General features: G+C 44.7%; 21 protein-coding genes, 1 rRNA gene and 1 riboswitch. Of the genes, 2 read left to right on the forward strand and 20 right to left on the reverse strand.

Going from position 1 to position 21,723, the window contains the following annotated elements; genetic code table 11:
* Positions 1–210: 210 nt before the first annotated feature.
* Positions 211–1,758 (reverse strand): 16S ribosomal RNA (locus tag DBT49_RS07950).
* A 436-nt stretch (positions 1,759–2,194) separates the two neighbouring features.
* Here DBT49_RS07950 and DBT49_RS07955 point away from each other — a divergent pair.
* Positions 2,195–2,566 carry a thioesterase family protein gene (locus DBT49_RS07955; protein WP_070558156.1) on the forward strand — a complete coding sequence of 124 codons (372 nt, stop codon included), beginning with the start codon at positions 2,195–2,197 and terminating at the stop codon, positions 2,564–2,566.
* Positions 2,567–2,623: 57 nt separating this feature from the next.
* Here DBT49_RS07955 and DBT49_RS07960 read toward each other — a convergent pair whose 3' ends face one another.
* The 14 genes from DBT49_RS07960 to DBT49_RS08020 all read right to left on the reverse strand — a co-directional run bounded on the left by DBT49_RS07960 (position 2,624) and on the right by DBT49_RS08020 (position 15,401).
* Positions 2,624–3,946 carry a hemolysin family protein gene (locus tag DBT49_RS07960; protein WP_070558158.1) on the reverse strand — a complete coding sequence of 441 codons (1,323 nt, stop codon included), beginning with the start codon at positions 3,944–3,946 and terminating at the stop codon, positions 2,624–2,626.
* A 205-nt stretch (positions 3,947–4,151) separates the two neighbouring features.
* Entirely contained in the window at positions 4,152–4,922 is a 771-nt protein-coding gene (locus DBT49_RS07965; RefSeq protein ID WP_070558160.1) for an ABC transporter permease subunit, read from the reverse strand.
* A complete protein-coding gene (locus DBT49_RS07970; protein WP_070558162.1) occupies positions 4,919–5,815 on the reverse strand; it encodes an ABC transporter ATP-binding protein in 897 nt (298 codons plus the stop codon). Before DBT49_RS07970 ends, DBT49_RS07965 begins: the two co-directional genes overlap by 4 nt.
* A complete protein-coding gene (locus DBT49_RS09800) occupies positions 5,815–5,883 on the reverse strand; it encodes a PLDc N-terminal domain-containing protein (protein WP_432624909.1) in 69 nt (22 codons plus the stop codon). Before DBT49_RS09800 ends, DBT49_RS07970 begins: the two co-directional genes overlap by 1 nt.
* The gene (locus DBT49_RS07975) at positions 5,877–6,020 is read right to left on the reverse strand and encodes a hypothetical protein (RefSeq protein ID WP_432624908.1); all 144 of its coding nucleotides are present in this window, start codon (positions 6,018–6,020) and stop codon (positions 5,877–5,879) included. Before DBT49_RS07975 ends, DBT49_RS09800 begins: the two co-directional genes overlap by 7 nt.
* Positions 6,013–6,750 (reverse strand): MerR family transcriptional regulator, encoded by a 738-nt coding sequence (locus DBT49_RS07980; protein ID WP_070558222.1) that lies wholly within the window; start codon positions 6,748–6,750, stop codon positions 6,013–6,015. The genes DBT49_RS07975 and DBT49_RS07980 overlap by 8 nt, the downstream gene beginning before the upstream one ends.
* Positions 6,751–7,282: 532 nt before the next feature.
* On the reverse strand, positions 7,283–7,786 hold the full coding sequence (locus tag DBT49_RS07985; protein ID WP_060778710.1) for a QueT transporter family protein: 504 nt from the start codon (positions 7,784–7,786) through the stop codon (positions 7,283–7,285).
* Between the two features lie 6 nt (positions 7,787–7,792).
* Positions 7,793–7,837: riboswitch (PreQ1 riboswitch) on the reverse strand.
* A gap of 133 nt (positions 7,838–7,970) precedes the next feature.
* On the reverse strand, positions 7,971–9,074 hold the full coding sequence (locus DBT49_RS07990) for an MFS transporter (RefSeq protein ID WP_224786517.1): 1,104 nt from the start codon (positions 9,072–9,074) through the stop codon (positions 7,971–7,973).
* A 316-nt stretch (positions 9,075–9,390) separates the two neighbouring features.
* Positions 9,391–9,987 carry a DUF2179 domain-containing protein gene (locus tag DBT49_RS07995; RefSeq protein WP_070558163.1) on the reverse strand — a complete coding sequence of 199 codons (597 nt, stop codon included), beginning with the start codon at positions 9,985–9,987 and terminating at the stop codon, positions 9,391–9,393.
* A 140-nt stretch (positions 9,988–10,127) separates the two neighbouring features.
* Positions 10,128–10,484, reverse strand: coding sequence for a holo-ACP synthase (gene acpS / locus DBT49_RS08000; RefSeq protein WP_070558165.1), 357 nt, complete (start codon positions 10,482–10,484; stop codon positions 10,128–10,130).
* Positions 10,485–10,497: 13 nt separating this feature from the next.
* Positions 10,498–12,024, reverse strand: a complete 1,527-nt coding sequence (locus DBT49_RS08005) for a DEAD/DEAH box helicase (RefSeq protein WP_070558166.1) — start codon at positions 12,022–12,024, stop codon at positions 10,498–10,500.
* Positions 12,025–12,155: 131 nt separating this feature from the next.
* On the reverse strand, positions 12,156–13,544 hold the full coding sequence (locus DBT49_RS08010; protein WP_070558224.1) for a UDP-N-acetylmuramoyl-tripeptide--D-alanyl-D-alanine ligase: 1,389 nt from the start codon (positions 13,542–13,544) through the stop codon (positions 12,156–12,158).
* Between the two features lie 4 nt (positions 13,545–13,548).
* Entirely contained in the window at positions 13,549–14,619 is a 1,071-nt protein-coding gene (locus DBT49_RS08015; protein ID WP_070558168.1) for a D-alanine--D-alanine ligase, read from the reverse strand.
* Positions 14,620–14,621: 2 nt separating this feature from the next.
* The gene (locus tag DBT49_RS08020) at positions 14,622–15,401 is read right to left on the reverse strand and encodes a hypothetical protein (RefSeq protein ID WP_070558170.1); all 780 of its coding nucleotides are present in this window, start codon (positions 15,399–15,401) and stop codon (positions 14,622–14,624) included.
* Positions 15,402–15,465: 64 nt separating this feature from the next.
* On the opposite strand from DBT49_RS08020, the gene DBT49_RS08025 reads away from it, so the two are divergent.
* Positions 15,466–16,176, forward strand: coding sequence for an SMI1/KNR4 family protein (locus DBT49_RS08025; protein WP_070558172.1), 711 nt, complete (start codon positions 15,466–15,468; stop codon positions 16,174–16,176).
* Positions 16,177–16,682: 506 nt separating this feature from the next.
* Here DBT49_RS08025 and DBT49_RS08030 read toward each other — a convergent pair.
* From DBT49_RS08030 to rpoE, 5 genes are all read right to left on the reverse strand, one after another.
* Positions 16,683–17,390 (reverse strand): class A sortase, encoded by a 708-nt coding sequence (locus tag DBT49_RS08030; RefSeq protein ID WP_070558174.1) that lies wholly within the window; start codon positions 17,388–17,390, stop codon positions 16,683–16,685.
* 191 nt (positions 17,391–17,581) lie between these two features.
* A complete protein-coding gene (locus DBT49_RS08035) occupies positions 17,582–17,848 on the reverse strand; it encodes a type B 50S ribosomal protein L31 (RefSeq protein ID WP_013669986.1) in 267 nt (88 codons plus the stop codon).
* Positions 17,849–17,952: 104 nt separating this feature from the next.
* The gene (rho, locus tag DBT49_RS08040) at positions 17,953–19,254 is read right to left on the reverse strand and encodes a transcription termination factor Rho (RefSeq protein WP_070558178.1); all 1,302 of its coding nucleotides are present in this window, start codon (positions 19,252–19,254) and stop codon (positions 17,953–17,955) included.
* A 31-nt stretch (positions 19,255–19,285) separates the two neighbouring features.
* Positions 19,286–20,551, reverse strand: coding sequence for a UDP-N-acetylglucosamine 1-carboxyvinyltransferase (locus DBT49_RS08045; RefSeq protein ID WP_013668528.1), 1,266 nt, complete (start codon positions 20,549–20,551; stop codon positions 19,286–19,288).
* Between the two features lie 486 nt (positions 20,552–21,037).
* On the reverse strand, positions 21,038–21,679 hold the full coding sequence (gene rpoE, locus DBT49_RS08050) for a DNA-directed RNA polymerase subunit delta (protein WP_070558180.1): 642 nt from the start codon (positions 21,677–21,679) through the stop codon (positions 21,038–21,040).
* Between the last annotated feature and the right edge of the window lie 44 nt (positions 21,680–21,723).

The following is a 21,723-nucleotide window of genomic DNA, read 5'->3' on the forward strand; positions in this document are numbered from 1 at the left end:
CGGTTAAGTTGTATGATGCGAAAAGTTTTAAAACTCTTTCTTTTTTCGGTTTTTACGCTTGGTAAAATTGGTTTATTGACATTTCTATCTCGCAAAAAATAGAAATGCGGAATGTTATGATAGTATTCAGTTTTCAAAGAACAATAGAGAGTTAGACCTCTCAAAACTAAACAAAGAAGACTCAAATATGTATTCCGAATATATCCTTAGAAAGGAGGTGATCCAGCCGCAGGTTCACCTACGGCTACCTTGTTACGACTTCACCCCAATCATCTGTCCCACCTTCGGCGGCTGGCTCCAAAGGTTACCTCACCGACTTCAGGTGTTACAAACTCTCGTGGTGTGACGGGCGGTGTGTACAAGACCCGGGAACGTATTCACCGCGGCGTGCTGATCCGCGATTACTAGCGATTCCGGCTTCATGTAGTCGAGTTGCAGACTACAATCCGAACTGAGAATGGCTTTAAGAGATTCGCTTGCTTTCACAAGGTCGCTGCTCGTTGTACCATCCATTGTAGCACGTGTGTAGCCCAAGTCATAAGGGGCATGATGATTTGACGTCATCCCCGCCTTCCTCCGGTTTGTCACCGGCAGTCTCGCTAGAGTGCCCAACTGAATGCTGGCAACTAACAATAAGGGTTGCGCTCGTTGCGGGACTTAACCCAACATCTCACGACACGAGCTGACGACAACCATGCACCACCTGTCACTTTGTCCCCGAAGGGAAAGCTCTATCTCTAGAGTGGTCAAAGGATGTCAAGACTTGGTAAGGTTCTTCGCGTTGCTTCGAATTAAACCACATGCTCCACCGCTTGTGCGGGTCCCCGTCAATTCCTTTGAGTTTCAGCCTTGCGGCCGTACTCCCCAGGCGGAGTGCTTAATGCGTTAACTCCGGCACTGAAGGGTGGAAACCCTCCAACACCTAGCACTCATCGTTTACGGCGTGGACTACCAGGGTATCTAATCCTGTTTGCTACCCACGCTTTCGGGCCTCAGCGTCAGTGACAGACCAGAAAGTCGCCTTCGCCACTGGTGTTCTTCCATATATCTACGCATTCCACCGCTACACATGGAGTTCCACTCTCCTCTTCTGTACTCAAGTTTCCCAGTTTCCAATGCACTTCCACGGTTAAGCCGTGGGCTTTCACATCAGACTTAAGAAACCGCCTGCGCCCCCTTTACGCCCAATAAATCCGGACAACGCTTGCCACCTACGTATTACCGCGGCTGCTGGCACGTAGTTAGCCGTGGCTTTCTGGTAAGATACCGTCAAGACTGGAGCAGTTACTCTCCAATTTGTTCTTCTCTTACAACAGAGCTTTACGATCCGAAAACCTTCTTCACTCACGCGGCGTTGCTCCGTCAGGCTTGCGCCCATTGCGGAAGATTCCCTACTGCTGCCTCCCGTAGGAGTTTGGGCCGTGTCTCAGTCCCAATGTGGCCGATTACCCTCTCAGGTCGGCTATGCATCATTGCCTTGGTAGGCCGTTACCCCACCAACGAGCTAATGCACCGCAAGGCCATCGATAAGTGACAGCAAAGCCGTCTTTCCAAAGGCCACCATGTGGTGGCCTTTCCTATGCGGTATTAGCACCCGTTTCCGGATGTTGTCCCCCGCTTATCGGTAGGTTCCTTACGTGTTACTCACCCGTCCGCCGCTAACGTCAGAAGTGCAAGCACTTCGTCGGTTCGCTCGACTTGCATGTATTAGGCACGCCGCCAGCGTTCGTCCTGAGCCAGGATCAAACTCTCATGAAAGAATCATGAGCGTTGATAGCTCATTTGTTTGCTGACTAGTTATAGTCTGGTCTAGACTTATTGTTTGAATTGTTGGTTCATCAACAAAATGTTGATGTCCTACACATTTGGTTCGTCTTCTTTGTTCAGTTTTCAAAGGTCTAATCTTTCTGTCTTCTGTGACAGCGACTTAATTAGTATACCATAGCTTTTAGATATTTGTCAACACCTTTTTAAATATTTTTATTTTCTAAAGTTTTGTTGGCAAAGCTCTTAGCCAGGAACTATATTATATAATCATTCAGAAGATTTTGTCAATAGCTTTCTGAAATATTTTTTTTGCTGGGGAGCTGTTCGCTCTCAAGCAACTCTAATAGATTACCAGCTTATTTAGACATTGTCAACAGCTATGGTATAATTAATTTAAATTTTTATAATGCGCCCAAGGAGGATTACTATGGATACCTATTTTACTGTTTTACCCCACCAATTGGCTAACCAAGTCGGCTCAGGAAGTTTAGAAGTGCTTTCCAGCCCCTGGCTCTTAGGTTATTTCGAAAATGCAGCAGTCCGATTTTTAAAAGACCACTTAGCGGAAGACGAAACGACCGTGGGAACCAATGCTCAGTTAGAACATTTAGCTCCTAGTCTCTTGAATGAAGAAATCCGCATTCACTGTGAATTGGTTGACCACGATGATCGTCATTACCATTTCCAAATGCAAGCCTATTGCCAAGACCAATTAATTGGTCGTTTAGACCACCGCCGAGTGAAAGTCAATAAAGAGAGCTTTATGAAGAAAGCCCAAGACAATTCATCCCTTCAATAGAAAAAAGCCTAAGTGGCCCAGCGTCTTTAAGCGCTCAAGGTCAACTTAGGCTTTTTATTATTCGTCGTCTTCTTCACGGGGTTGGTAGTGGACTTTGATTTTACGAATCCGGCCATCATCTACATCGGTTGTGGTGAAGAGATAATCATCGACTTGGATGCTTTCGTTAATAGTATCTTGGGGAAAACGTCCCAATTGTTCAATAATAATACCGGCCATGGTATCGGAGTCGCCCGAATAGATATGGGCATTGAACAGCTGATTAAACTTATCAATCGGCATACTTCCGTCAATGATATAGGTATCATCACTAACCTTCTTATATTTAAAGGACATTTCATCGTACTCATCTTCAATGTCCCCGACAATCACTTCAATCAGGTCTTCCAAGGTCACTAGACCGACCACTCCCCCATATTCATCTTTTAAGATGGCCATATGGAGGTGGTTACGCTTAAATTCTAAAAGCAAGTCATCGATAAAGACCGTTTCCGGTGCAAAGTAAGGCTCGCGCATGATGTCTTCCATCTGAATATTTTCAAAACCCACCCGGTTAGCTTCCCGTAAAACGTCCTTGGCATGGACAATGCCTAGAATATCGTCTTTGTCATCCCGGTAAACCGGAATCCGAGAATATTGGGACTGCAGAATGAGCTGCAAGTTCTCCTCGCGGTCATCTTCAATATCCAGCATAAAGGTATCTGTCCGTGGCACCATCACGCCCTTAGCCAGCTTGGAATCCAAAGAGAGCACCCCTTGCATCATCCGAAATTCATCCATATCAATGATTCCGTCATTGCGGCCACTCTCAATTAACTTCCGCATTTCAGAACGGGTCAAGCGTTCTTCTCTTTGGGTAAAGTCGATCGGTGCGATAGCCTTTAGCACGTCAGTCGAGGCGGTTAATAACCAGACGAAAGGCGTAAACACTTTATTTAAGAATGATATCGTTCCTGCCGAGAACAGGCAGTACTTCTCTGGTATTTGGATGGCAACTTGCTTAGGAAAGAGCTCCCCAAAGACAAGGGAGATATAAGATAAAATCACCGTAACGATGGCCGTAGCCAGAATTTCGGCAGCGGGAATATTGGCCAAATAGGGCAAGATGTAGCCCACAAAGGTATTGGCAGCCGATGCCGAGGATAAGAACCCAGCAAAGGTGATTCCTACCTGAATCGTAGACAGAAAGTCATCCGACTTATCCAGTAATTGGACCACTTTTACAGCGCGGCGGTCACCTTCCTCAGCCAATTGGTTGATCTTCCCTTGGTTAACAGAAACAAAGGCCATTTCTGCCCCAGCTAAGAAAGCGTTAATTAAGGTTAATACCAGTATTAAAATTATTTGTCCTAGGATCGAAGAGGCCCCCGGATCTTCCATATATCATTTCTCCTTCATTGCTTCAAAAATGTCTTTATATTAGTCTAGTATATTATAATTTTTTTCGCCCGTCTATACTTTGCTCCAAGCATTCTCTTAGGGAAAACCTAGCCTCCCCTGATCTATCTTCTCATTCTATAAAAAAGGCCCGGACTAGCCGGGCAAAAACATCTATTCAATAAAAGCAAGCGCTAAGTGATAAAATTTACAATTGCCGGCGGTTAAAAAGGGGGAAACTGAGGCAAAGACTGCCCAGGATCAAGCCTGCCGTGCTATAAACCGCTTGACGGCAATCCTCAAAATCCAAACCTTCTCCTAATAGGGCCTTCCCTTCCGTTAAAAGGATCGGCGAATAATCCTTACTTTGTGGGAAGACACTCAGCACATAAAAGACTAAGAGACTAGCAAACAAGGTCACTAGGACCCCACTAGAGGAAGCTGCCAAGGTGGAAGCTACGAGGAGGAGACTGACAACTAAGAGCCCAAAACCATACCAGGCTAAAAGGGCAAGGGTTAAGTCGTCCTGGTTAACACTGCCCAAATAATATTGGGTATAAGTCAAGGTGGTTAGCCAGCAAATACTATAAGCTCCAGTCCAAAGGCTGACCAGGAAGATAAATTTAGCGAGGAGGAATTGACTCCGTTTCAAGCCCTTGGTCAAAACCAAAATCAAGGTCCCCGTCTGGTATTCCTTAGTGAGAAGCTGACTCTCTAAGAAGACAAAACAGAGCATGGCTAGGGGGAGGTTTTTAAAGAACTGCTCCCAGGCCATGGTCGCCGTCACTTCCACCGCTTGAACCTGGATGGCTAGGCCATTGTCTTGGCTAGCAATTTGCTCGAGCATCCAAGGGGTTGCCAAGGCCAAGGCGGTATTCATTAAGCCAATCACAAAGAAAACCAGGACTAAAATAAAGAGCTGGCCACCCCGCCACTGAGCTAAAAATTCTTTTTTCAGTAAGGTCATTAATGTCTTCATCGAACCACCTCTTGAAATAAATCATCTAAGGACGTCTCCACCCGCTCAACTTGCCGGAGAGCTAAGTCTTGGTCAGCCAACCAGGCTAAGACGACTTTTAAAGGATAGTCTTGGCTAGAAAAGCGTAACTTGCCGGCCTGGTCGATCTGACTCTTGGGAAAGGCCGCTTGAAAACTTAAGCGGTCCTCAGGCTTTTCCAGTTCCACCTGGTAGCTGGGTCCGCCCACCTGACGGGTCAAGGCTTCCAAAGGGCCAGCTAGGGCAATCTGCCCTTGGTTTAAGAGGGCCACATGGCTACAGACTTTTTCAACATCTGACAAGATATGGGTGGAAAAAAGCACCGTGGTTTCCTGGCGAATATTAGACAAAATCGCTAGAATATCCCGCCGTCCTAAGGGATCTAAGGCCGAAGTAGGTTCGTCACAAATTAATAATTGTGGCCGTCCCATAAGAGCCTGGGCAATCCCTAAGCGCTGCTTCATGCCCCGCGAATAGCCCTTAATCCGCTGCTTATCTTGGGCTAGGCCTACCAGGTCTAAAAGTTCCTGGCTCCGTTTCTTGGCCTCACTGACTGACATACCAGCAATTTGCCCCAAAAAGCGCAGGTATTCTTCTCCGTTCATAAAGGGATAGAAGGCTGGCACATCAGGCAGATAACCAATATAGCGGTTGGTTTGGGTCTGGCCATAACTGACCCGCTCGCCCTTGACAAAAATTTGCCCCTGGTCGGCGGACATGAGGCCCAGGATAAGTTTCATGGTAGTAGTCTTGCCGGCCCCATTTCTTCCAATGAAGCCAAAGACACTGCCTTGAGGCACCGTTAAGGATAAATCATCGAGGATGGTATGACTGCCAAATTTTTTGGACACATGGTCCAAGGTCAAAATTGCCATCAGTCCTCCTCCTTACCGAAGATGAGATAGAGGATGGGGCCAACAAATTGCATCAAGACGATCACCACGACCAACCAGAACGTCCGCCCTCCTCTTTTATAAGTCTTGTGGGTGTGAGGATATGGTGGAGGGTGTAAACTAACAAGGCAACTTGTAGGATGATAACGGGAATTAAAAAGGGTAAATATTCACTCAAGTTATTCATGATGGTCTCCTTCTTTCTGAGCGAGAGTTTCGACGCAGTAGCCATGGTAGTGGCAATGCGGACAGCTTAGTTTCCGAGTATAAGGGGTATGTTTAGCAAGAATTGCTGCCTTCAAGTCCGGTTGAAAGTCATAATGGCACTCCGGACAAATATAGGCCACTTGCTTGAAGTAATACCGGCTAATACCGAGTCCATAAGGGATAGCCAGGATGAAATAGAGGGTCAACCAGGCAAAACTCCCTTGGGTCACGAGTAAAAAAATCGCTAAGCCTGCTAAGAGGCTAATCGGCAAGGCCGTTAATAGGATAAAAAGATGTAATTGTTGAACATGTTTACGTTTATTCATCATTTTGGCAATGCTCGATAAGCCGGTGGCAGAAAGGTCAGTAAATGAATTGAGGCTTTTTTGCAGGGCTCTAAGTCGGTCGAGCTGGATTTCTTCTTCCTGGCGCTTAAGCTCCAAGGCTTGGATCTGTTGGTCGATTAATAAATCAATCAAGTCCCGAGCATTGTCCTCATCTAGGACTTGTTTAATATCGTCTAGGGAAAAGCCCAGGTCTTTCAAAAAGCTGATCGTCTTCATTTGATTGAGGTCGCCTTGGGAATATAAACGCCGGCCCCCTTCGGAAATACTGGTGGGAAGAACCAGACCGCGTTTGTGGTAGTACTGGACCGTTCTCACAGTCACCCCCGCTAATTTAGCCAATTCACCACTTGTATAAGTTGCCATCGATTCACTTCCTTTCTTCTCTTCATTAAGCATTGCTTTTCCTCCTTTCTGCCTGTAGATTAGCTTATGACGCAAGGTCACGAGCAAGTCTTTTCCCAATATTTTTTCAAAAAACTCCCTTTTTTAGGCAAAGACTTCAACAGGCAGTCATTTTTCTCGCTTCTCAGCTTTTATCTATTTTTTGAAAACATGCCAATTAAAATAAGGAATGAAAAAAGCTAGGGCAAAACCTAGCTTCTTTTAAAAATACGAACTATCTAATCAAAATGTGTTCCAGTCACAGGACGAACGTCCGCTTCACCTAGGGTGTGAGACTTGGCGCCTAGGCTTGGATGATTGGAGCAAGTCAGAATAAGAGCGAAGTAATCGCTTGTTTCTGACTTGTGAAATCATTCCAAGTCTGCCAAGTCGAACCCAACTAAAAACTGGTAACGCTCAGACAAACTGAGCTTATGACAGTTTTCTCCAATGGTTTCGTCCTTTTTTGTGACTGTCGCACTCTCTTCAAATACAAATTCTCTATCAAATGCCCTTATGCGATTTTTTCGTGGAAGTGGACTTGACGGTCGATCCAGTACATGAGTGGTGCTGTGATGGCTAAGACAATCAGCTCGCTGACCACTAAGGTGAAGTAGGTGTACCAGAAAGGTAATTGGAAGGCTAGATTCAGTTCAAATGCCACAATGAAAATCATCAATGAGAAAATCACTGTCGTCGCGCCTAAGCGGGCCTTAACGGAAGGAAGCTTAGGGTAGATCCAATCACAAATCAAGAAACTAATGACCGTATGGAAGGTCCCAAAGACCAGGTCATACCAGCCTAAGCCATTGGCAAAGCCATAAAAATTAGCAATGAAAACACCTGCCACCACACCCCATTTATAGCGGCGGTCAAAAGCGTTCAAATGGTTGAGCCCTTCGGATAGGCGAAATTGAATCGGTCCATAGGCAATTTGCGGGGCGATAAAGTAGATCACCACATAAATTGCAGCCACTAAGGCATTAATGACTAAGGGCCGGGTTTTATTCTCTTGCATAATATTTTCCTCCTAGTTTTTTTACGTTGGATGGTTTCGAACAACGCACACCCCATTGTAACACAATTACTTCTTCAAAAAGAGGTCTTTATTCCCCCTCAAAAAAATAACTTCTTGATGCTGTAGGAAACCACAAGTACACCTAGTCCAGCCACAGTCAAGCTATGCCACTCTACTAGGGGAATCAGCTGCCAAATACACCATTGGCTAAAGGTGAAAACAAAGAGCTAAAAACAAAGAGCAAGGAAAATACCCGACCTAAAAATTCCTGGTCACTATGCTTCTGTATAATGGTAAACACCTTGGCGTTAATTTGAACCAGGTAAAAGCCATTCACCCAGGCACACAGGAACATAAAGAAAAGACTCTGAAAAAAACCCGCCATTAACAAGACGACTGCTAGATACTTTACATCTTGGATAAAACTTTCTTCTGATTGACCACTCCCACGATAGGTGAGTATCACGCCTCCAAGAATACCGCCAAGTGCTTCTGTACTAAGGACCAGGCTATATGTCTTATCAGATCCCTTTAACAAAACATTGATGGCAAAGGGAATAACTAATTCATAAGCAGTCATGATAAAGTTTAATAAGGAAATAAAGACCATGACCCCTAAAATCTTTTTCATACTGAAGACATACTTTAAGCCAGAGACAAAATGGGTATGAAATTGAAGGGACTGATTGGCATCTAGTTTATTGTCCTCATAGTAAGGCACAGAAGCAATGATGAGTGCTGATAATAAAAAAGATAAGGAGTTTATTAGAATAAAGAAATTAAAATTATTATTAACAGCGAGAATTAGCGAACCGATAATCGGAGCTCCTACCTTAATGATACTTGATAGGGTATTTTGGATAGAATTAAAGCGCTCAATATCCTCCCCTAAGACCACATGAGGGACAATAGCCTTGGCTGCTGGAGAATTGATGGCCAAAGCGATACTTAATATAGCACTGGTAAGAATCAAGATTAATTGATCATCAAGATAATCTTTATATAATAGAGAACAGGCTAAGCAGGCTAAAAAACTCATGATGTCTGAAAAGATTAATAATTTTTTTCGATTCACTTGATCAACAAGCGGTCCGACTAGGATATTGGAAAACAATAAGACTGAAGTACTCATACTATTTATTTTTCCTAGTAGTGCCGTATTTTGAGTTTGAGAAACGAGGAACCAATTGATGGCAAATAGGTAAAGGGTATCACCAATTAAGGAAATCCCATAATTTGCCAGTAAAGGGTAACCCCTTCTTAAAAATAACTTTTTATTTCCTCTCAAAATCAATTCCCCCTTTCGCTTGTTTCCATAAAATGACCAGAGAATACTTGTCTTGACTGCCGGTCATAGATTTTTTGTCATCACTAGTCTCTGCATTTTTCATTATTACGTTAAAATTAATTTATTGATTATATAGAGAGAAGGCCTCCTTGTCAATTTCAAATAAGAAGGCAGGAAAAGCCCCTAGGGTCAGTTGACTTTTTCAAGTTTGACTCTAGGGACTCCCCAAAATATAACAGAATGCATTCTGTCTAGTTATTTTATCTATTTAATTCCAACTTAGTCTTAGCCCGAGGAAAGTTCTTGGCAAGGGACTTTAATTTTTCTTTGTCCCACTTTCACTCTCCCCCTGCTTATTGGCTTTTTTCTTCATCGGCTTTCTAGGATGGGGAAGACTGGGGCGCAAACGCTTGGTCCAAAAACCACCGTGGATGTATTTGGCATCATAGGAGATATAGAAGACTTTGGGATCAATGGCTTCAATGGTCCGGCAGACTTGCTGCTCCCGTGATCGTGGAGTTAAGACCGTCATGATTAAGCGGTCACCATCCCGGCCGTAACCAGTCTGCACCGTCACCCCATAACCTTGTTGGCGCAAGCTTTGGGCCAAATGATTATCGGTCGACTGGGTAAAAATCTGAATCACTGCATGCCCCAGGGCAATCTTATCTTCTAAGAGAATGCCCAGGTAGATCCCAATCCCGTAACCTAGGGCATAAACCACCAGGTAGATCGGGGTATCCAGGTATTTCATCACCACAGAAAGCCCGATGGTATAGATAGTCACCTCAATCATGGCAATAAAGGGCGCAATGGACCGATAACCCCGCATAGCTAACAAGGTGCGGATAGTATTGAGCATAATGTAAATTAAGTTAATTCCAAAGATAAAAAGTAAAATATACAGGTTCATAACCTTCCTCCTCCCTAGTAAAATTAGCACAGATCAGATTGTAATTAAAGAAATAATAAATAAAAAAGCAATATTAATAAACAAAGAAAAACTACAGCCAGTCGGCAAAATGTTGCCGGAGACTGTAGTTCTAGCATCCTTTATTCTTCTAAGACCACAAAGGCTTGGGCATAGTCATCGGTATGGGTAATCGAGAGAAAAATCTTGCCCGAATAGACGGCGGTGTTCAGGCAGGGACGTCCCTTTGGGTCATTTAATATTTCTAAGTCCTGGAAGGATAGGGCCAGACCAATGCCCGTCCCCAAGGCCTTAGCAAAGGCCTCTTTAGCTGCCCAGCGTCCCGAAAGAAATTCCATCTGCCGCTTCCAGCTACTATTGGCTTCCATGGCTTCTCGTTCACTTGCTGTTAAGACCCGACTGGCAAAATCGGGGCGCTGCTTTTGCGCTTTTTCAATCCGTTTGATGTCAACTAAGTCAGTACCTATCCCTTTAATCATCAGCCACTATCCTTTAACGAATGGTAAATGATTGCTTAGTGGATTGGTTTCTAGCTGGCTTGTTGCCTTTCTTAGCCTGGTTGCGCTTATTCTTGCCGGTATGCTTAGACTTGCCTTGGCCTTTATTGTTTTTAGGTCTTTGCTTGGAGTGGTGATTTCTCCCCTTATGCTGGCCTCGGTTTTTAGAGTGGGACTTGCCCCGGTTCTTATCAGAACGTTTCCGCCCTAAAGGCCGTTCAGGCGTGATAGACACCTTGACATCATTTTTATCCTTCATTTGAGAGCGAACCACGGCCAAGGCTAATTGTTCCGCGGTATAGTTTTCGCTGAGGTAGTTGACCACTTCTTCGTATTGGTCATCACGGTCTTCTTCTAAGAGTTCCTCAACCGCAGCTAGAGATTGCTTGATTTGACCCGTGAAGGCTTCTTCTTCCGTTGGTGGACGGAGAGGAGACATTTTTTTGTGGGTTAGGTTTTCAATGGTACGCAGGTAACCCATTTCATGGTTTGAGACAAAGGTAATCGACATACCGCCCTTACCTGCCCGTCCGGTCCGGCCAATCCGGTGGACATAGCTTTCAGGGTCTTGGGGGATATCATAGTTATAGACATGGGTCACATTACTAATATCTAAACCACGGGCAGCCACATCAGTAGCCACTAAGATTTCCAAGCGGCCGTCTTTAAAGTCCTTCATAATGCTAGAGCGTTTTTCCTGGGAGAGGTCCCCATGGATCCCTTCAGCCTGATAGCCCCGTTCAATCAGTCCGCGACTAACTTCATCCACCCGGCGTTTGGTCCGGGCAAAGACAATAGCCAGTTTGGCATGGCTAACATCAATAAAGCGGGTTAAAAGATCAAATTTTTCCCGGTCATGGCACTTGGTAAAGTATTGATCGATGGTATCTGCGGTCATTTCCTTAGCTTCGATTTTAACGGTTACCGGGTCTTGCATGAAGTGCTCACCAATGCGTTGGATTTCCTTGGGCATGGTGGCTGAGAAGAGCAAGGTTTGCCGGTTAGACGGAGTAGCGCGGATAATGGTTTCAATATCTTCGATAAAGCCCATATTAAGCATTTCATCGGCTTCATCTAGGACCAAGGTTTCGATAAAGTTTAAGTTTAAGACCTTGCGTTTCATTAAATCGATTAACCGACCGGGCGTTCCCACAACGACTGGAGCGCCTTTTTTAATTTGGTGGATTTGCCGGCGGATATTGGCCCCACCGTAAACATTGACCGTGCGGACGCCCTTTTCCTTACCTAGCCGGTAAAGTTCTTGGCCATTTTGGATAGCTAATTCCCGGGTTGGTGCGATCACCAGGGCTTGGATATGGTCAGTATGGTGGTCGATTTTTTCTAAGAGGGGTAGGCCAAAGGCAGCGGTTTTTCCGGTACCAGTTTGGGCCTGACCTAAAACATCCCGTCCTTCTAAGGCGTAGGGAATGGTTTGTGCTTGGATTGGGGTGGCTTCTTCAAAGCCCATATTCTTGACCGCTTGGAGCAGTCTAGGATCTAAATTAAGTTCTTCAAATTTCATTAACGAAGAGATTCCTCCTTATTATTAAAAAAGAGTCGCCTGCATAAGGCGAGCTCTTATGTTCTTGGTGTATTCACTTGTTCTAGTATAGCACGGATTGGATAAAATTGCTGGTTAAAGTGTTTTTAGCCTTAAGCTTTTAAGGCAGTAACGACTTCGGCCAGTCCCATACCATGGCTGGCTTTGACCAGAATTTGGTCTTGGGGGTGAACTTGGGCCAGTAAATCCTCAATTAAAGCCGCCTTATCTTCAGGATAGTAATGAATCTTATCTTCAGGGAAACCCTTTTCCTGAAGGGCTGTTGCCAAGGCTTGCATTTCTTTACCATAGAGGTATACCCCATCAATATGAGGTCTATCAATCTCATCAGCGATGCTGGCATGCATGCTGGCGCTGTACTTACCTAATTCTAACATATCCCCTAAGACCAATACCTTATGGCTGGTGACAGCGGAACGTTCTAATTGTGAGAAATTACGGATGACTGCCCGCATAGCACTGGGGTTGGCGTTATAGGTATCGTTAAGAATTTGGATGTCATCCTTACCCAGCAACCACTCACTACGGTTGGCCGTTAGCTTAAACTGACTCAGGGGTGTTTTAATTTGTTCCACCGCTAAGCCTTGGCTATAGGCTACCGCACAGGCCATCAGGGCATTCTTCACGTTATAGTCCCCACTCACGGGAATCGATAATTCCACATTAGGCGACAAGTTGGTATAAAAGTGGGTATGCTCGCGTTCGTTAACAATATTTTCGGCATAGACATCCTCAGAGTCATCCAGACCTACCCGGATCTTTTTGATTTCCGGCATGTCGACCACCGCTTGGTCAATCAAGGGCTCGTCGCCTGGGTAAATGAAGGTACCGTCTTCCTTTAAGCCTTCTAGGATTTCTAGCTTGGCCTTGGCAATGTTTTCCCGCGAGCCGAGGAATTCAATATGGCTCTCCCCGATCATAGTAATCACCGCAACATCCATGGGACAGAGTTGGGCGAGAAAGCGAATTTCACCAGGTCCTGACATCCCCATTTCGACTACCAGGACTTCAGTATCTTCCGGCATGGAGAGGATAGTAAAGGGAACGCCCAGTTGGTTATTATAATTGCCCTGGGTCTTATAGACATTAAAGGTAGTTGATAAGGTAGCCGCGGTCATATCCTTGGTAGTGGTCTTGCCAGCGGAACCGGTAACGGCAATCACCTTAGGCCCAATGAGCCCTAGATAATATTTGGCCAGGTCAACAAAGGCGGTGAAGGTGTCTTCCACCTGGATAACCGGGATCTCACTAGGGGCATCGGCGGGATCATTGGCCCACAAGGTGGCTTGGGCCCCATGGTCGATGGCATCTTGGATAAAATCGTGGCCATCCCGGGCAGCTTTCAAGGGGATAAACAACCCCCCTGGCTTGATTTCCTTAGAATTAAAGGCTACCGACGTAATCAAGTGATGGGCAGCTGTGGAATCATAGTCTACTGCCCCCACGGCTTTGACAATCTCATTGATGGCTAATGCTTTCATCTGATCACTGCTCATTTTTCAATCCTTTATAAGTTTCAAAACGTTCTAAGCCTAATTGGATTAATCTTTCCAGCAATTGGTCATAAGGAATACCAGTCGCTTCCCACAAGGATGGATACATGGACCATTGGGTAAAGCCAGGCATGGTGTTGACTTCATTGATGTAGATATCCATATTATGGGTGACAAAGAAGTCCACCCGGGTTAAGCCACTAGAATCAATAGCAGCATAGGCCTTAGCGGCATAGGCGCGGATCTTATCCATAATCTCACCAGGTAGGTCGGCAGGGATGGCTAATTCTACGGTATTATTGATGTATTTTTCCTCGTAGTTATAGAAACTCTTAGACTTAACCACTTCACCGGCCACTGAGGTTTCAATGGCATCATTACCGAGTACGGCCACTTCTACCTCGCGGGCTTCTACCCCTTGTTCCACAATTACCCGGCGGTCATAATTAAAGGCCAGCTCAATGGCTTGGATTAATTCCTCCCGGTCATTGGCACAGGAAATCCCCACACTAGACCCTAGGTTAGCGGGTTTAACAAAGATCGGATAAACCAATTCCCCTTCAATCCGGGTGAGGCTTTTGGCTCGTTCTTGGTCCCATTCATAATGGGTTAGCGAGGTAAAAGGCACTTGGGGAATTTGCGCTTGTTGGAAGAGCTGTTTGGAAATAATTTTATCCATCCCCGCTGCACTAGCTAGAACCCCCGCGCCCACATAAGGCACATTCAAGCTTTCAAATAAGCCTTGAATCTTACCATCTTCCCCGTGGGGACCATGTAAGGCTGGAAAGGCAATGACTTCTTCCCCATTAAAGACCTGACAGGGACTGACTAAGTCGCCGTGTTCAGGGTCATTAGCGTCCAATTCAGGATTAAACCGGAGCGGAAGGTCCGCTTCTGGCGCTTGGTCAATCGCTGTCCCCTTAATCCATTGGTTGGCCTGAGTAATATAGACAGGCAACAAAGTATGCTTTTGATAATTAATATGCTTGATAATTGATTGCGCCGTCATAATAGAAATATCATGCTCAGCACTTTGTCCTCCGTATAGTAAGACAATCTTCATAATTAGCCTCCAAATATTTCGTTCGAAAGTTCTTTAATCGACCAACCCTTCGCTGAATCATAGGTCAGCTTGGCTAATAACTTCGCCTCTGATAGTCGATTGATGGTTTCATCCACTTGGTCCTCTGCCAAATAAATCGGAATAACTAGGTCACTTTGCCGGGCCCAATCCACCTGGGAAAAATCAAAAATAGCCCCTTCATAAAGCAAGGGTCGTAATTCTTCAATGGTTTCCAGTGAGGGGAGGGGGATTTCCTTAGTGCTTAAAGAGCTGCTTAAGAAAAACAGTGGCCGCTTGCCTACCCCGCTATCTTCCACACAAGCCTTAATTCTAAGTGCCAATTGATAGAAAAATTCATTGATATAGCGATAATAAACCTTTACCAGATGATTTTCCATGGGCAGGCAGACATAATTATTCTGTAATTTATAGAAGAAGGGTGAATGCCAGTGCCGGTTGGCATGACTCAGATAGAGCATTTCGGCGATTTCACCGGGATCTAACTGATGCAGTAACTCCTGAGAATCATAATCGATCCATTTGACATGGGGATTAGCCACGCTTTCCTGTTCAATCAAGAAATCAGAAACGCTTTTTTCTCCGCGAATCAGTTCAAAACGTGTATAATCATCAAAGGAGCCCATATCTTTAGGGCTAGACAGGAGCACTAAATTACGGGGCAACTTCTTCATGGCCTTTTTCAGGTGCTGAACCCCTAGACCACGACTGGTTACATGATTACTTGTTGGTTCAAGCAAAATATAAATATAATTCACAACCACCAGCTCCCTCCTCACAGTACCATATAATGATACCAAACTTTAGACAGGAGTGACACATCTTTTTATGAAAGGCGCTCATAATATTCACTTGCTCGCCCTCCCCTTCCAAAAACATTACTACACTTATCTCTCACAAACACCCATCAAAGGGGCGATTATGGTCCATGACCTCCCCATCGCTTACCACAACTTAGTCAACCAGGTCAATGGTGGCTACAGCTCTAAAGGCTATTTCAAAAGCCCTAAGCCCAGTACTGATGCCCTGGATGCCGTCTACATTCCCTATATTGCCGGGCTCTATCCCAGACCCGTCAACCGCCCCTACCTGGTTCCCAATCTCTTGGACCAAGAGAGTTTCCAATTTTCCCAGGAATTAAGCAACCATGAGATTATCTTCTATGAAGACCAGGCCGCGGTGGCCTACCTAGCCTTCCCCAAGGACTTAAAGGAAAGCCGGAGTGAGCCTAAAGTTTACTATCAAAATTTTGCGACAGGACAAAAGCTCCTACTGGCTGAAGACTTTCAAACTTTTCTTAGCCTGGGGCAAAGACGGCATTTTTCCCTCCCTGCACCTCCTATCGATAGCTACCACCGCGCCAATGCCGCCTTCCTCCACGTCATCGGTGCGGCTGATTTAGACAGACTCCTCCAACGCTACCAGGGCCATCCCAACCAGACCTGGTTTTTAAAATGGGTCACTTACTTTAGCCAGCACCCAGAGGAAAGCTACCGTGACCTGGCCCAGGTCTACCTCAATGACTTGGAAAAGAAATAAATCACTAACAATCGCTCGAGTCAAACGGCAAAACACCTTAAGAAGACTGCTTCAATCAAGTCTTCTTAAGGTGTTTTTGCTTGTATTAATGCCAAGTTTCATCCGCTAAACTAGATCAGTCAGGCTTAGGCTCATTTATTGACTAGCCGGAAGAGCTTGAATACTCAATGAGTAAAATTCTTTGAAAGCGCTGTTTTTTTATTAGGCTGGGGATGTAACAATTAATTAGCAAAAAGCCATTCATTAAGAGGAGGAAAACTTATGGAAGAGAATAATAACAATACCCTGCGCTATATTTTAATCTTCGTGGTGGGTTTAATTATCGGTTTATTAATTTATTAATTAGAAGTTTGTTTATGTAATTAACTTCTCTATCAAAGCAATCGATGCACATGCGTTTTGTTTTTAGAATAAATTAAACTATCAATAGATACAAAAACTGCCCCCTGTCAAATAGACAAGAGGCAGTTTTTATTTTTAGCGGTAAATTTCTAAACAATCGCTGCTTAGCTGAAGTATTCGATCACTTCTTTAGGAGCCTTCTCAAAAGGCCATTGTTTAACCAGCTTGCCTTGGACGATATAACGCATGGCGGCGGAAGTGGATTCTTCACAAGTCACCAGGGTCACTATCGGCTCTTGTGACTGGAGGGCCACCATGTCGACCCGGCTAGGATCGGTCTGTTGGGCATAGAAGGTTTCATATTCATAAATATTCTTCATATCAGTCAAGTAAATCTTATCCCCTAGGGAAGTATTCTCTACCATAGGCGATAAAAGTAAGCCTGGCGCAATGGCGTCCATATTATGGCTGGCCAATGGGTAGTTATTGACTCCCATCTCTTGGTTGGGGTAAAAGGTCCCTGCCCCACTTAAAAGAACGCTCTCACTCAAGCCATTCATCACCGAAATCGAAATATTTTGTTTAGGCATAGCCAGTGCTCCGATCACATTGAGTTCGTCACTGCCTTCGCGGATCCGTTTCCGGGCTGCCCGGACCATATCAGGGGTTACCATAGTCACCTGGTTAGGGTCGTAGTTCCCTGAGTTATCTTCCTGGTTCTTTAAGACTTGGTCACGGTCGACATTACTGAGGGCATAAGTTTTTTGGTTAATATACACTTGCACAGCGGGAACATATTGGTAAATGATAAAGCCGATTCCTACTAGAATGAGGAGAATTCCCAATATGCGGCTCCAGTTAATCTTTTTCATAATAACTCCTTTATTTGGCCTAACGAAATCCTTCTAATTATTACCCACTTATTATAAAAAAACAAGTCAGGAAGTTGAAGTAAAGACTTTTATAGAAAAGTTTAAGTAAATCCTTAAGAATTCATAAGCGGAACTCACAAAGCATAAAAAAAGAGCTTGGCGTGAATGGCAAGCTCCTTCTTGTAATCTTATTAGTCTTTCTTGGCGTTGGCGTCGGCAAAACCGTATTTCTTGTTGAAACGGTCCACACGTCCATCGGCTTGGGTGAATTTTTGACGTCCGGTATAGAATGGGTGGGAGTCGGAAGAAATTTCCACACGAATCAATGGATAGGTGTTACCGTCTTCCCATTCAACGGTTTCATCAGAAGTTTTTGTGGAACCAGATAGGAATTTAAAACCTGTACTTGTGTCCATAAAAACGACTGGATGGTAATCTGGATGGATATTTTGTTTCATTAGTCGTCTACTCTCCTTTGCGCCCTAAATCTTTTTCAATTTAGAGATTATTTTTACATAACAGCAATATACTATCACAGAGTTTTTTTGATTTCAAGACTTTTTTATTTTTCTTTCAAAGCTTGACCAAAAGAAGCCAAGCGTTCGATAAATTGTTGGTTAGTCTTGGTTTGCGATAACTCATGAATGAAGGTCTCGGTATACTCTTGGCTATTCCCTTGCATGCCTTGGCGGAGTTGCCAGAGGGCTTCTAGGGCTTGGTCACTTAAGAGCAGTTCTTCCTTGCGGGTGCCTGACTTCTTAATATCAATGGCGGGGAAAATCCGGCGCTCGGCCAGTTGCCGGGACAAGTGTAATTCCATATTGCCGGTTCCCTTGAATTCTTCATAGATCATGTCATCCATCCGCGACCCGGTATCGGTTAAGGCTGTAGCTAAAATAGTCAAAGAGCCGCCATCTTCAATATTTCTGGCGGAACCAAAGAAGCGCTTGGGACCATATAAGGCAGCCGGATCCAGCCCTCCAGATAAGGTCCGTCCAGAAGGCGGTTCAATCAAGTTATAGGCCCGGGCTAAACGGGTAATGGAATCCATCAAGACGATGACATCCCGCTTATCTTCGACCAAACGCCGGGCCCGTTCCAAGACCAATTCAGCCACCCGGACATGATTATCAGGTTTTTGGTCGAAGGTCGAACTGACCACTTCCCCTTGGACACTGCGCTCGAGGTCAGTCACTTCCTCAGGACGCTCATCGATTAAGAGAATAATCAATTCTGCCTCCGGGTAGTTTTCACTGATACCATTGGCAATTTCTTTTAACAAAACGGTCTTTCCGGCCTTGGGAGGGGCCGCAATCAAGCCCCGTTGGCCAAAGCCGACCGGAGCGATGAGGTCAATCATCCGGGTCGATAGGCGGTTAGGCGCCGATTCCAAGCGCAAGGCCTGGTCAGGATAAATAGGGGTTAGGGCAGGGAAGTGCGAGCGCTGTTTAGCTTCTTCAGGGTCCTTGCCGTTGACCCCATAGACATGCATCAAGCCCAGATAGCGTTCATTATTCTTAGGTGGCCGGGCAGTTCCCGAGACCAAGTCCCCATTCCGTAAGCCAAAGCGGCGCATCTGGGAATTAGAAATATAAATGTCTTCTTGACTGGGGGAATAGTTAATCGGGTGCAAGAAACCAAATTCGTTACCGGTAATATCCAGGATGCCCTCCACTGAAAAATAGCCCTGGCTCTTTTCTTGGGCCCGGATAACGGCTAGAATCAGTTCCTTTTTATTCATTTGACTGTAGTAGGGAATCTTATATTCCTTGGCGTAGTCATAGATTTGCTTGAGGGTGAGGCCTTCCAGATCTTCCCAGGTTAAGAGCTCATCTTTTTCAAATTTTGCTTTCTTTTTAGTCATAGGCACCCTTTCTTATAAGGAGTAAAGGCCCTTAGTCGTCGATATCAACCAGGTCGATCTTGGCTCCTAATTTCTGTAATTTTTCACAAATATTATCGTAACCCCGTAAGATATGTTCAGCCCCATAGAGGTCGGTCCGGCCAGAAGCAGCCAAGCCGGCATTGATCAGACAAGCCCCTGCTCTCAGATCAGAAGCAGTAACCTTGGTACCGGTTAAGGACTTGGGACCCTTGATATGGATAGTGTCATCGACCACATGGATATCTGCGCCCATCCGTTGTAATTCAGGAACATGGTTGACCCGTTTAGGATAGATGGTGTCCTCGATCACGCCACTCCCGTGGGCAGTAATCAAGAGTGGGGTTATCGGTTGTTGGAGGTCCGTAGCAAAGCCGGGATAAGCAGCCGTTTTAATATTGACCATCTCTAAATCATCCGCTTGGGGATGGACATAGATCTTGTCTTCATAGACATCCATCTTGACGCCCATTTCGCCCATCTTAGCCACTAAACCTTCAATATGTTCAAAGATCACGTTCTTCACATAAACGCCTTGGCCAACTAGGGCAGCGGCAGTGAGATAGGTTCCGGCTTCAATCCGGTCTGGGATAATGGCATGGCTGACCCCGTGTAAGTGGTCAACCCCTTCAATCCGGATGGTTGAGGTCCCTACCCCTTTAATGTTAGCCCCCATTTTATTTAAGAGGGTAGCCACGTCAATAATTTCAGGCTCCCGGGCCGCGTTATCGATCACGGTTTGTCCCTTGGCCTTGACAGCCGCTAACATAATATTAATAGTGGCTCCGACACTAACGACATCCAGATAAATATCAGCCCCAGTTAAGCCATTAGGGGTGGAAAAGTGGATGGCCCCATTTTCACTTTCAATTTTAGCGCCTAGGGCTTCAAAACCTTTAATATGGAGGTCAATAGGACGGGGACCGAGGGAACAACCACCCGGCAACCCCACGGTACCTTCACCATATTTAGCCAGTAAAGCCCCCATAAAGTAATAGGAAGCCCGTAAACTTTGGATCTTCCCTTCAGGCATGGGAATATTTTCCATTTGGCTAGGGTCAATACGTAGGACGTGCTCTTGGAAATCAGCACTCACATTAAAATCTCTTAAAATACTAATCAGCGAATCAACATCATCAATCGTTGGAACAGCCTCTAAGACAACAGGACTATCTGCCAGAATAGCAGCAGGAATCAGCGCCACTGTACTATTCTTAGCCCCAGAAACTAACACTTCTCCGCTAAGTGGTCGTCCGCCTTCGATAATAAATTTTTTCATTTCGTTGATAAAATTCCTTTCACAAGTGAGGATTTGAGGATTGGGGGATAAAATAATTATACTGATTTATTGTATACTAAAATACCAAGTCAGTCTATATCGATGTATTCTCGCTTTTAAGTTATTCTGGGATAAAACTTTTTCTTAGGAAAAGTAAAAATAAAAGCTGATTTAATCCCTTTCTCTCCCTAAAAGCCCTTGGTATCAGGCCTACTGCCCTCTCAATCAAAACAAGCTCCAACTAATGAAATCGATCACAAATTCATCCAGCAGTTAATGCCCTGGTAAAAGCCCTCAAAAAATTCTTAATAAAAAATTTAGCCTTTTTAAAAGCTCAGTTGAGAAACTCCCGCTACACTTCCTAAAAAAACTTTGTGAAGAGGAGAGAGTGTGACAAGCGCAAAAAGAGGGAAACTTGGTATACAAAAAAGACTGGTTTTTATACCAGCCTTCTTAACTTTAGTCACACGCTTTTTCGATGAATTATTAGAAATCGTGGTCGTCTTCCTCTTCGTCTTCCAAGTCCTCATCATCGAGAATGGTTAAGTCGCCTTCCAGACCATCTTCTAAGTCATCTTCGGTTTCATCATCACCTAACTCATCCAAGTCAGATTGATAATCTTTCAATTCGTCATTTTCGTCACTATCTTCATCGTCGTCATCCACGTCGACATCGTCATAGTCTTCTTCGTCGTAATCGTCATCATCAAAGTCTGCTTCATAAGCGTCAACATCTTCTGGGTCATCGGCATTGTAGTCGATCATGTCTTCATTGCCTTCATCAAAGACATTGACTTTCTTACGACGGGAAGTCTTATGTTTTTCTTTGATATCTTCATCATCCATGGAAGAAACAATGGCTTCGTTAATGGAATCAATCGGATACCAAGCCCGTAAGCCCCAGCGGTTTTCCCCCAAGGAAATGAAACTTCCATCAGTATTTAATTCGGTATAGAAGGTGACCATGCGTTGAGCCACTTGGTCATCGGTCAAGTCAAGATATTCTTGCACAGCTGCTAATAATTGATTGAAATCATAAACTTCATTACTCTCAGCCAAAATTTCATAAGCCACTTCTAATAAAGATAGCTCCTCCTTATTTTGGTGGTCAAGGCGTTGTAAGTTCACTCAAGCGTCATCCTTTCAGGCTAAAAAAATTTGTCATACTCTAT

This window comes from Aerococcus mictus (genome assembly GCF_003286595.3).
In the GTDB taxonomy this organism is placed as follows: Bacteria; Bacillota; Bacilli; order Lactobacillales; family Aerococcaceae; genus Aerococcus; species Aerococcus mictus.

What these genes read in the sequence shown, in the direction of transcription:
- DBT49_RS07955 (WP_070558156.1), top strand. Translation starts at nt 2,195, where the DNA reads ATGGATACCTATTTTACTGTTTTACCCCACCAATTGGCTAACCAAGTC.
- DBT49_RS07960 (WP_070558158.1), bottom strand. Translation starts at nt 3,946, where the DNA reads ATGGAAGATCCGGGGGCCTCTTCGATCCTAGGACAAATAATTTTAATA.
- DBT49_RS07965 (WP_070558160.1), bottom strand. Translation starts at nt 4,922, where the DNA reads ATGAAGACATTAATGACCTTACTGAAAAAAGAATTTTTAGCTCAGTGG.
- DBT49_RS07970 (WP_070558162.1), bottom strand. Translation starts at nt 5,815, where the DNA reads ATGGCAATTTTGACCTTGGACCATGTGTCCAAAAAATTTGGCAGTCAT.
- DBT49_RS07975 (WP_432624908.1), bottom strand. Translation starts at nt 6,020, where the DNA reads ATGAATAACTTGAGTGAATATTTACCCTTTTTAATTCCCGTTATCATC.
- DBT49_RS07980 (WP_070558222.1), bottom strand. Translation starts at nt 6,750, where the DNA reads ATGGCAACTTATACAAGTGGTGAATTGGCTAAATTAGCGGGGGTGACT.
- DBT49_RS07985 (WP_060778710.1), bottom strand. Translation starts at nt 7,786, where the DNA reads ATGCAAGAGAATAAAACCCGGCCCTTAGTCATTAATGCCTTAGTGGCT.
- DBT49_RS07995 (WP_070558163.1), bottom strand. Translation starts at nt 9,987, where the DNA reads ATGAACCTGTATATTTTACTTTTTATCTTTGGAATTAACTTAATTTAC.
- acpS (WP_070558165.1), bottom strand. Translation starts at nt 10,484, where the DNA reads ATGATTAAAGGGATAGGTACTGACTTAGTTGACATCAAACGGATTGAA.
- DBT49_RS08005 (WP_070558166.1), bottom strand. Translation starts at nt 12,024, where the DNA reads ATGAAATTTGAAGAACTTAATTTAGATCCTAGACTGCTCCAAGCGGTC.
- DBT49_RS08010 (WP_070558224.1), bottom strand. Translation starts at nt 13,544, where the DNA reads ATGAAAGCATTAGCCATCAATGAGATTGTCAAAGCCGTGGGGGCAGTA.
- DBT49_RS08015 (WP_070558168.1), bottom strand. Translation starts at nt 14,619, where the DNA reads ATGAAGATTGTCTTACTATACGGAGGACAAAGTGCTGAGCATGATATT.
- DBT49_RS08025 (WP_070558172.1), top strand. Translation starts at nt 15,466, where the DNA reads ATGAAAGGCGCTCATAATATTCACTTGCTCGCCCTCCCCTTCCAAAAA.
- DBT49_RS08030 (WP_070558174.1), bottom strand. Translation starts at nt 17,390, where the DNA reads ATGAAAAAGATTAACTGGAGCCGCATATTGGGAATTCTCCTCATTCTA.
- DBT49_RS08035 (WP_013669986.1), bottom strand. Translation starts at nt 17,848, where the DNA reads ATGAAACAAAATATCCATCCAGATTACCATCCAGTCGTTTTTATGGAC.
- rho (WP_070558178.1), bottom strand. Translation starts at nt 19,254, where the DNA reads ATGACTAAAAAGAAAGCAAAATTTGAAAAAGATGAGCTCTTAACCTGG.
- DBT49_RS08045 (WP_013668528.1), bottom strand. Translation starts at nt 20,551, where the DNA reads ATGAAAAAATTTATTATCGAAGGCGGACGACCACTTAGCGGAGAAGTG.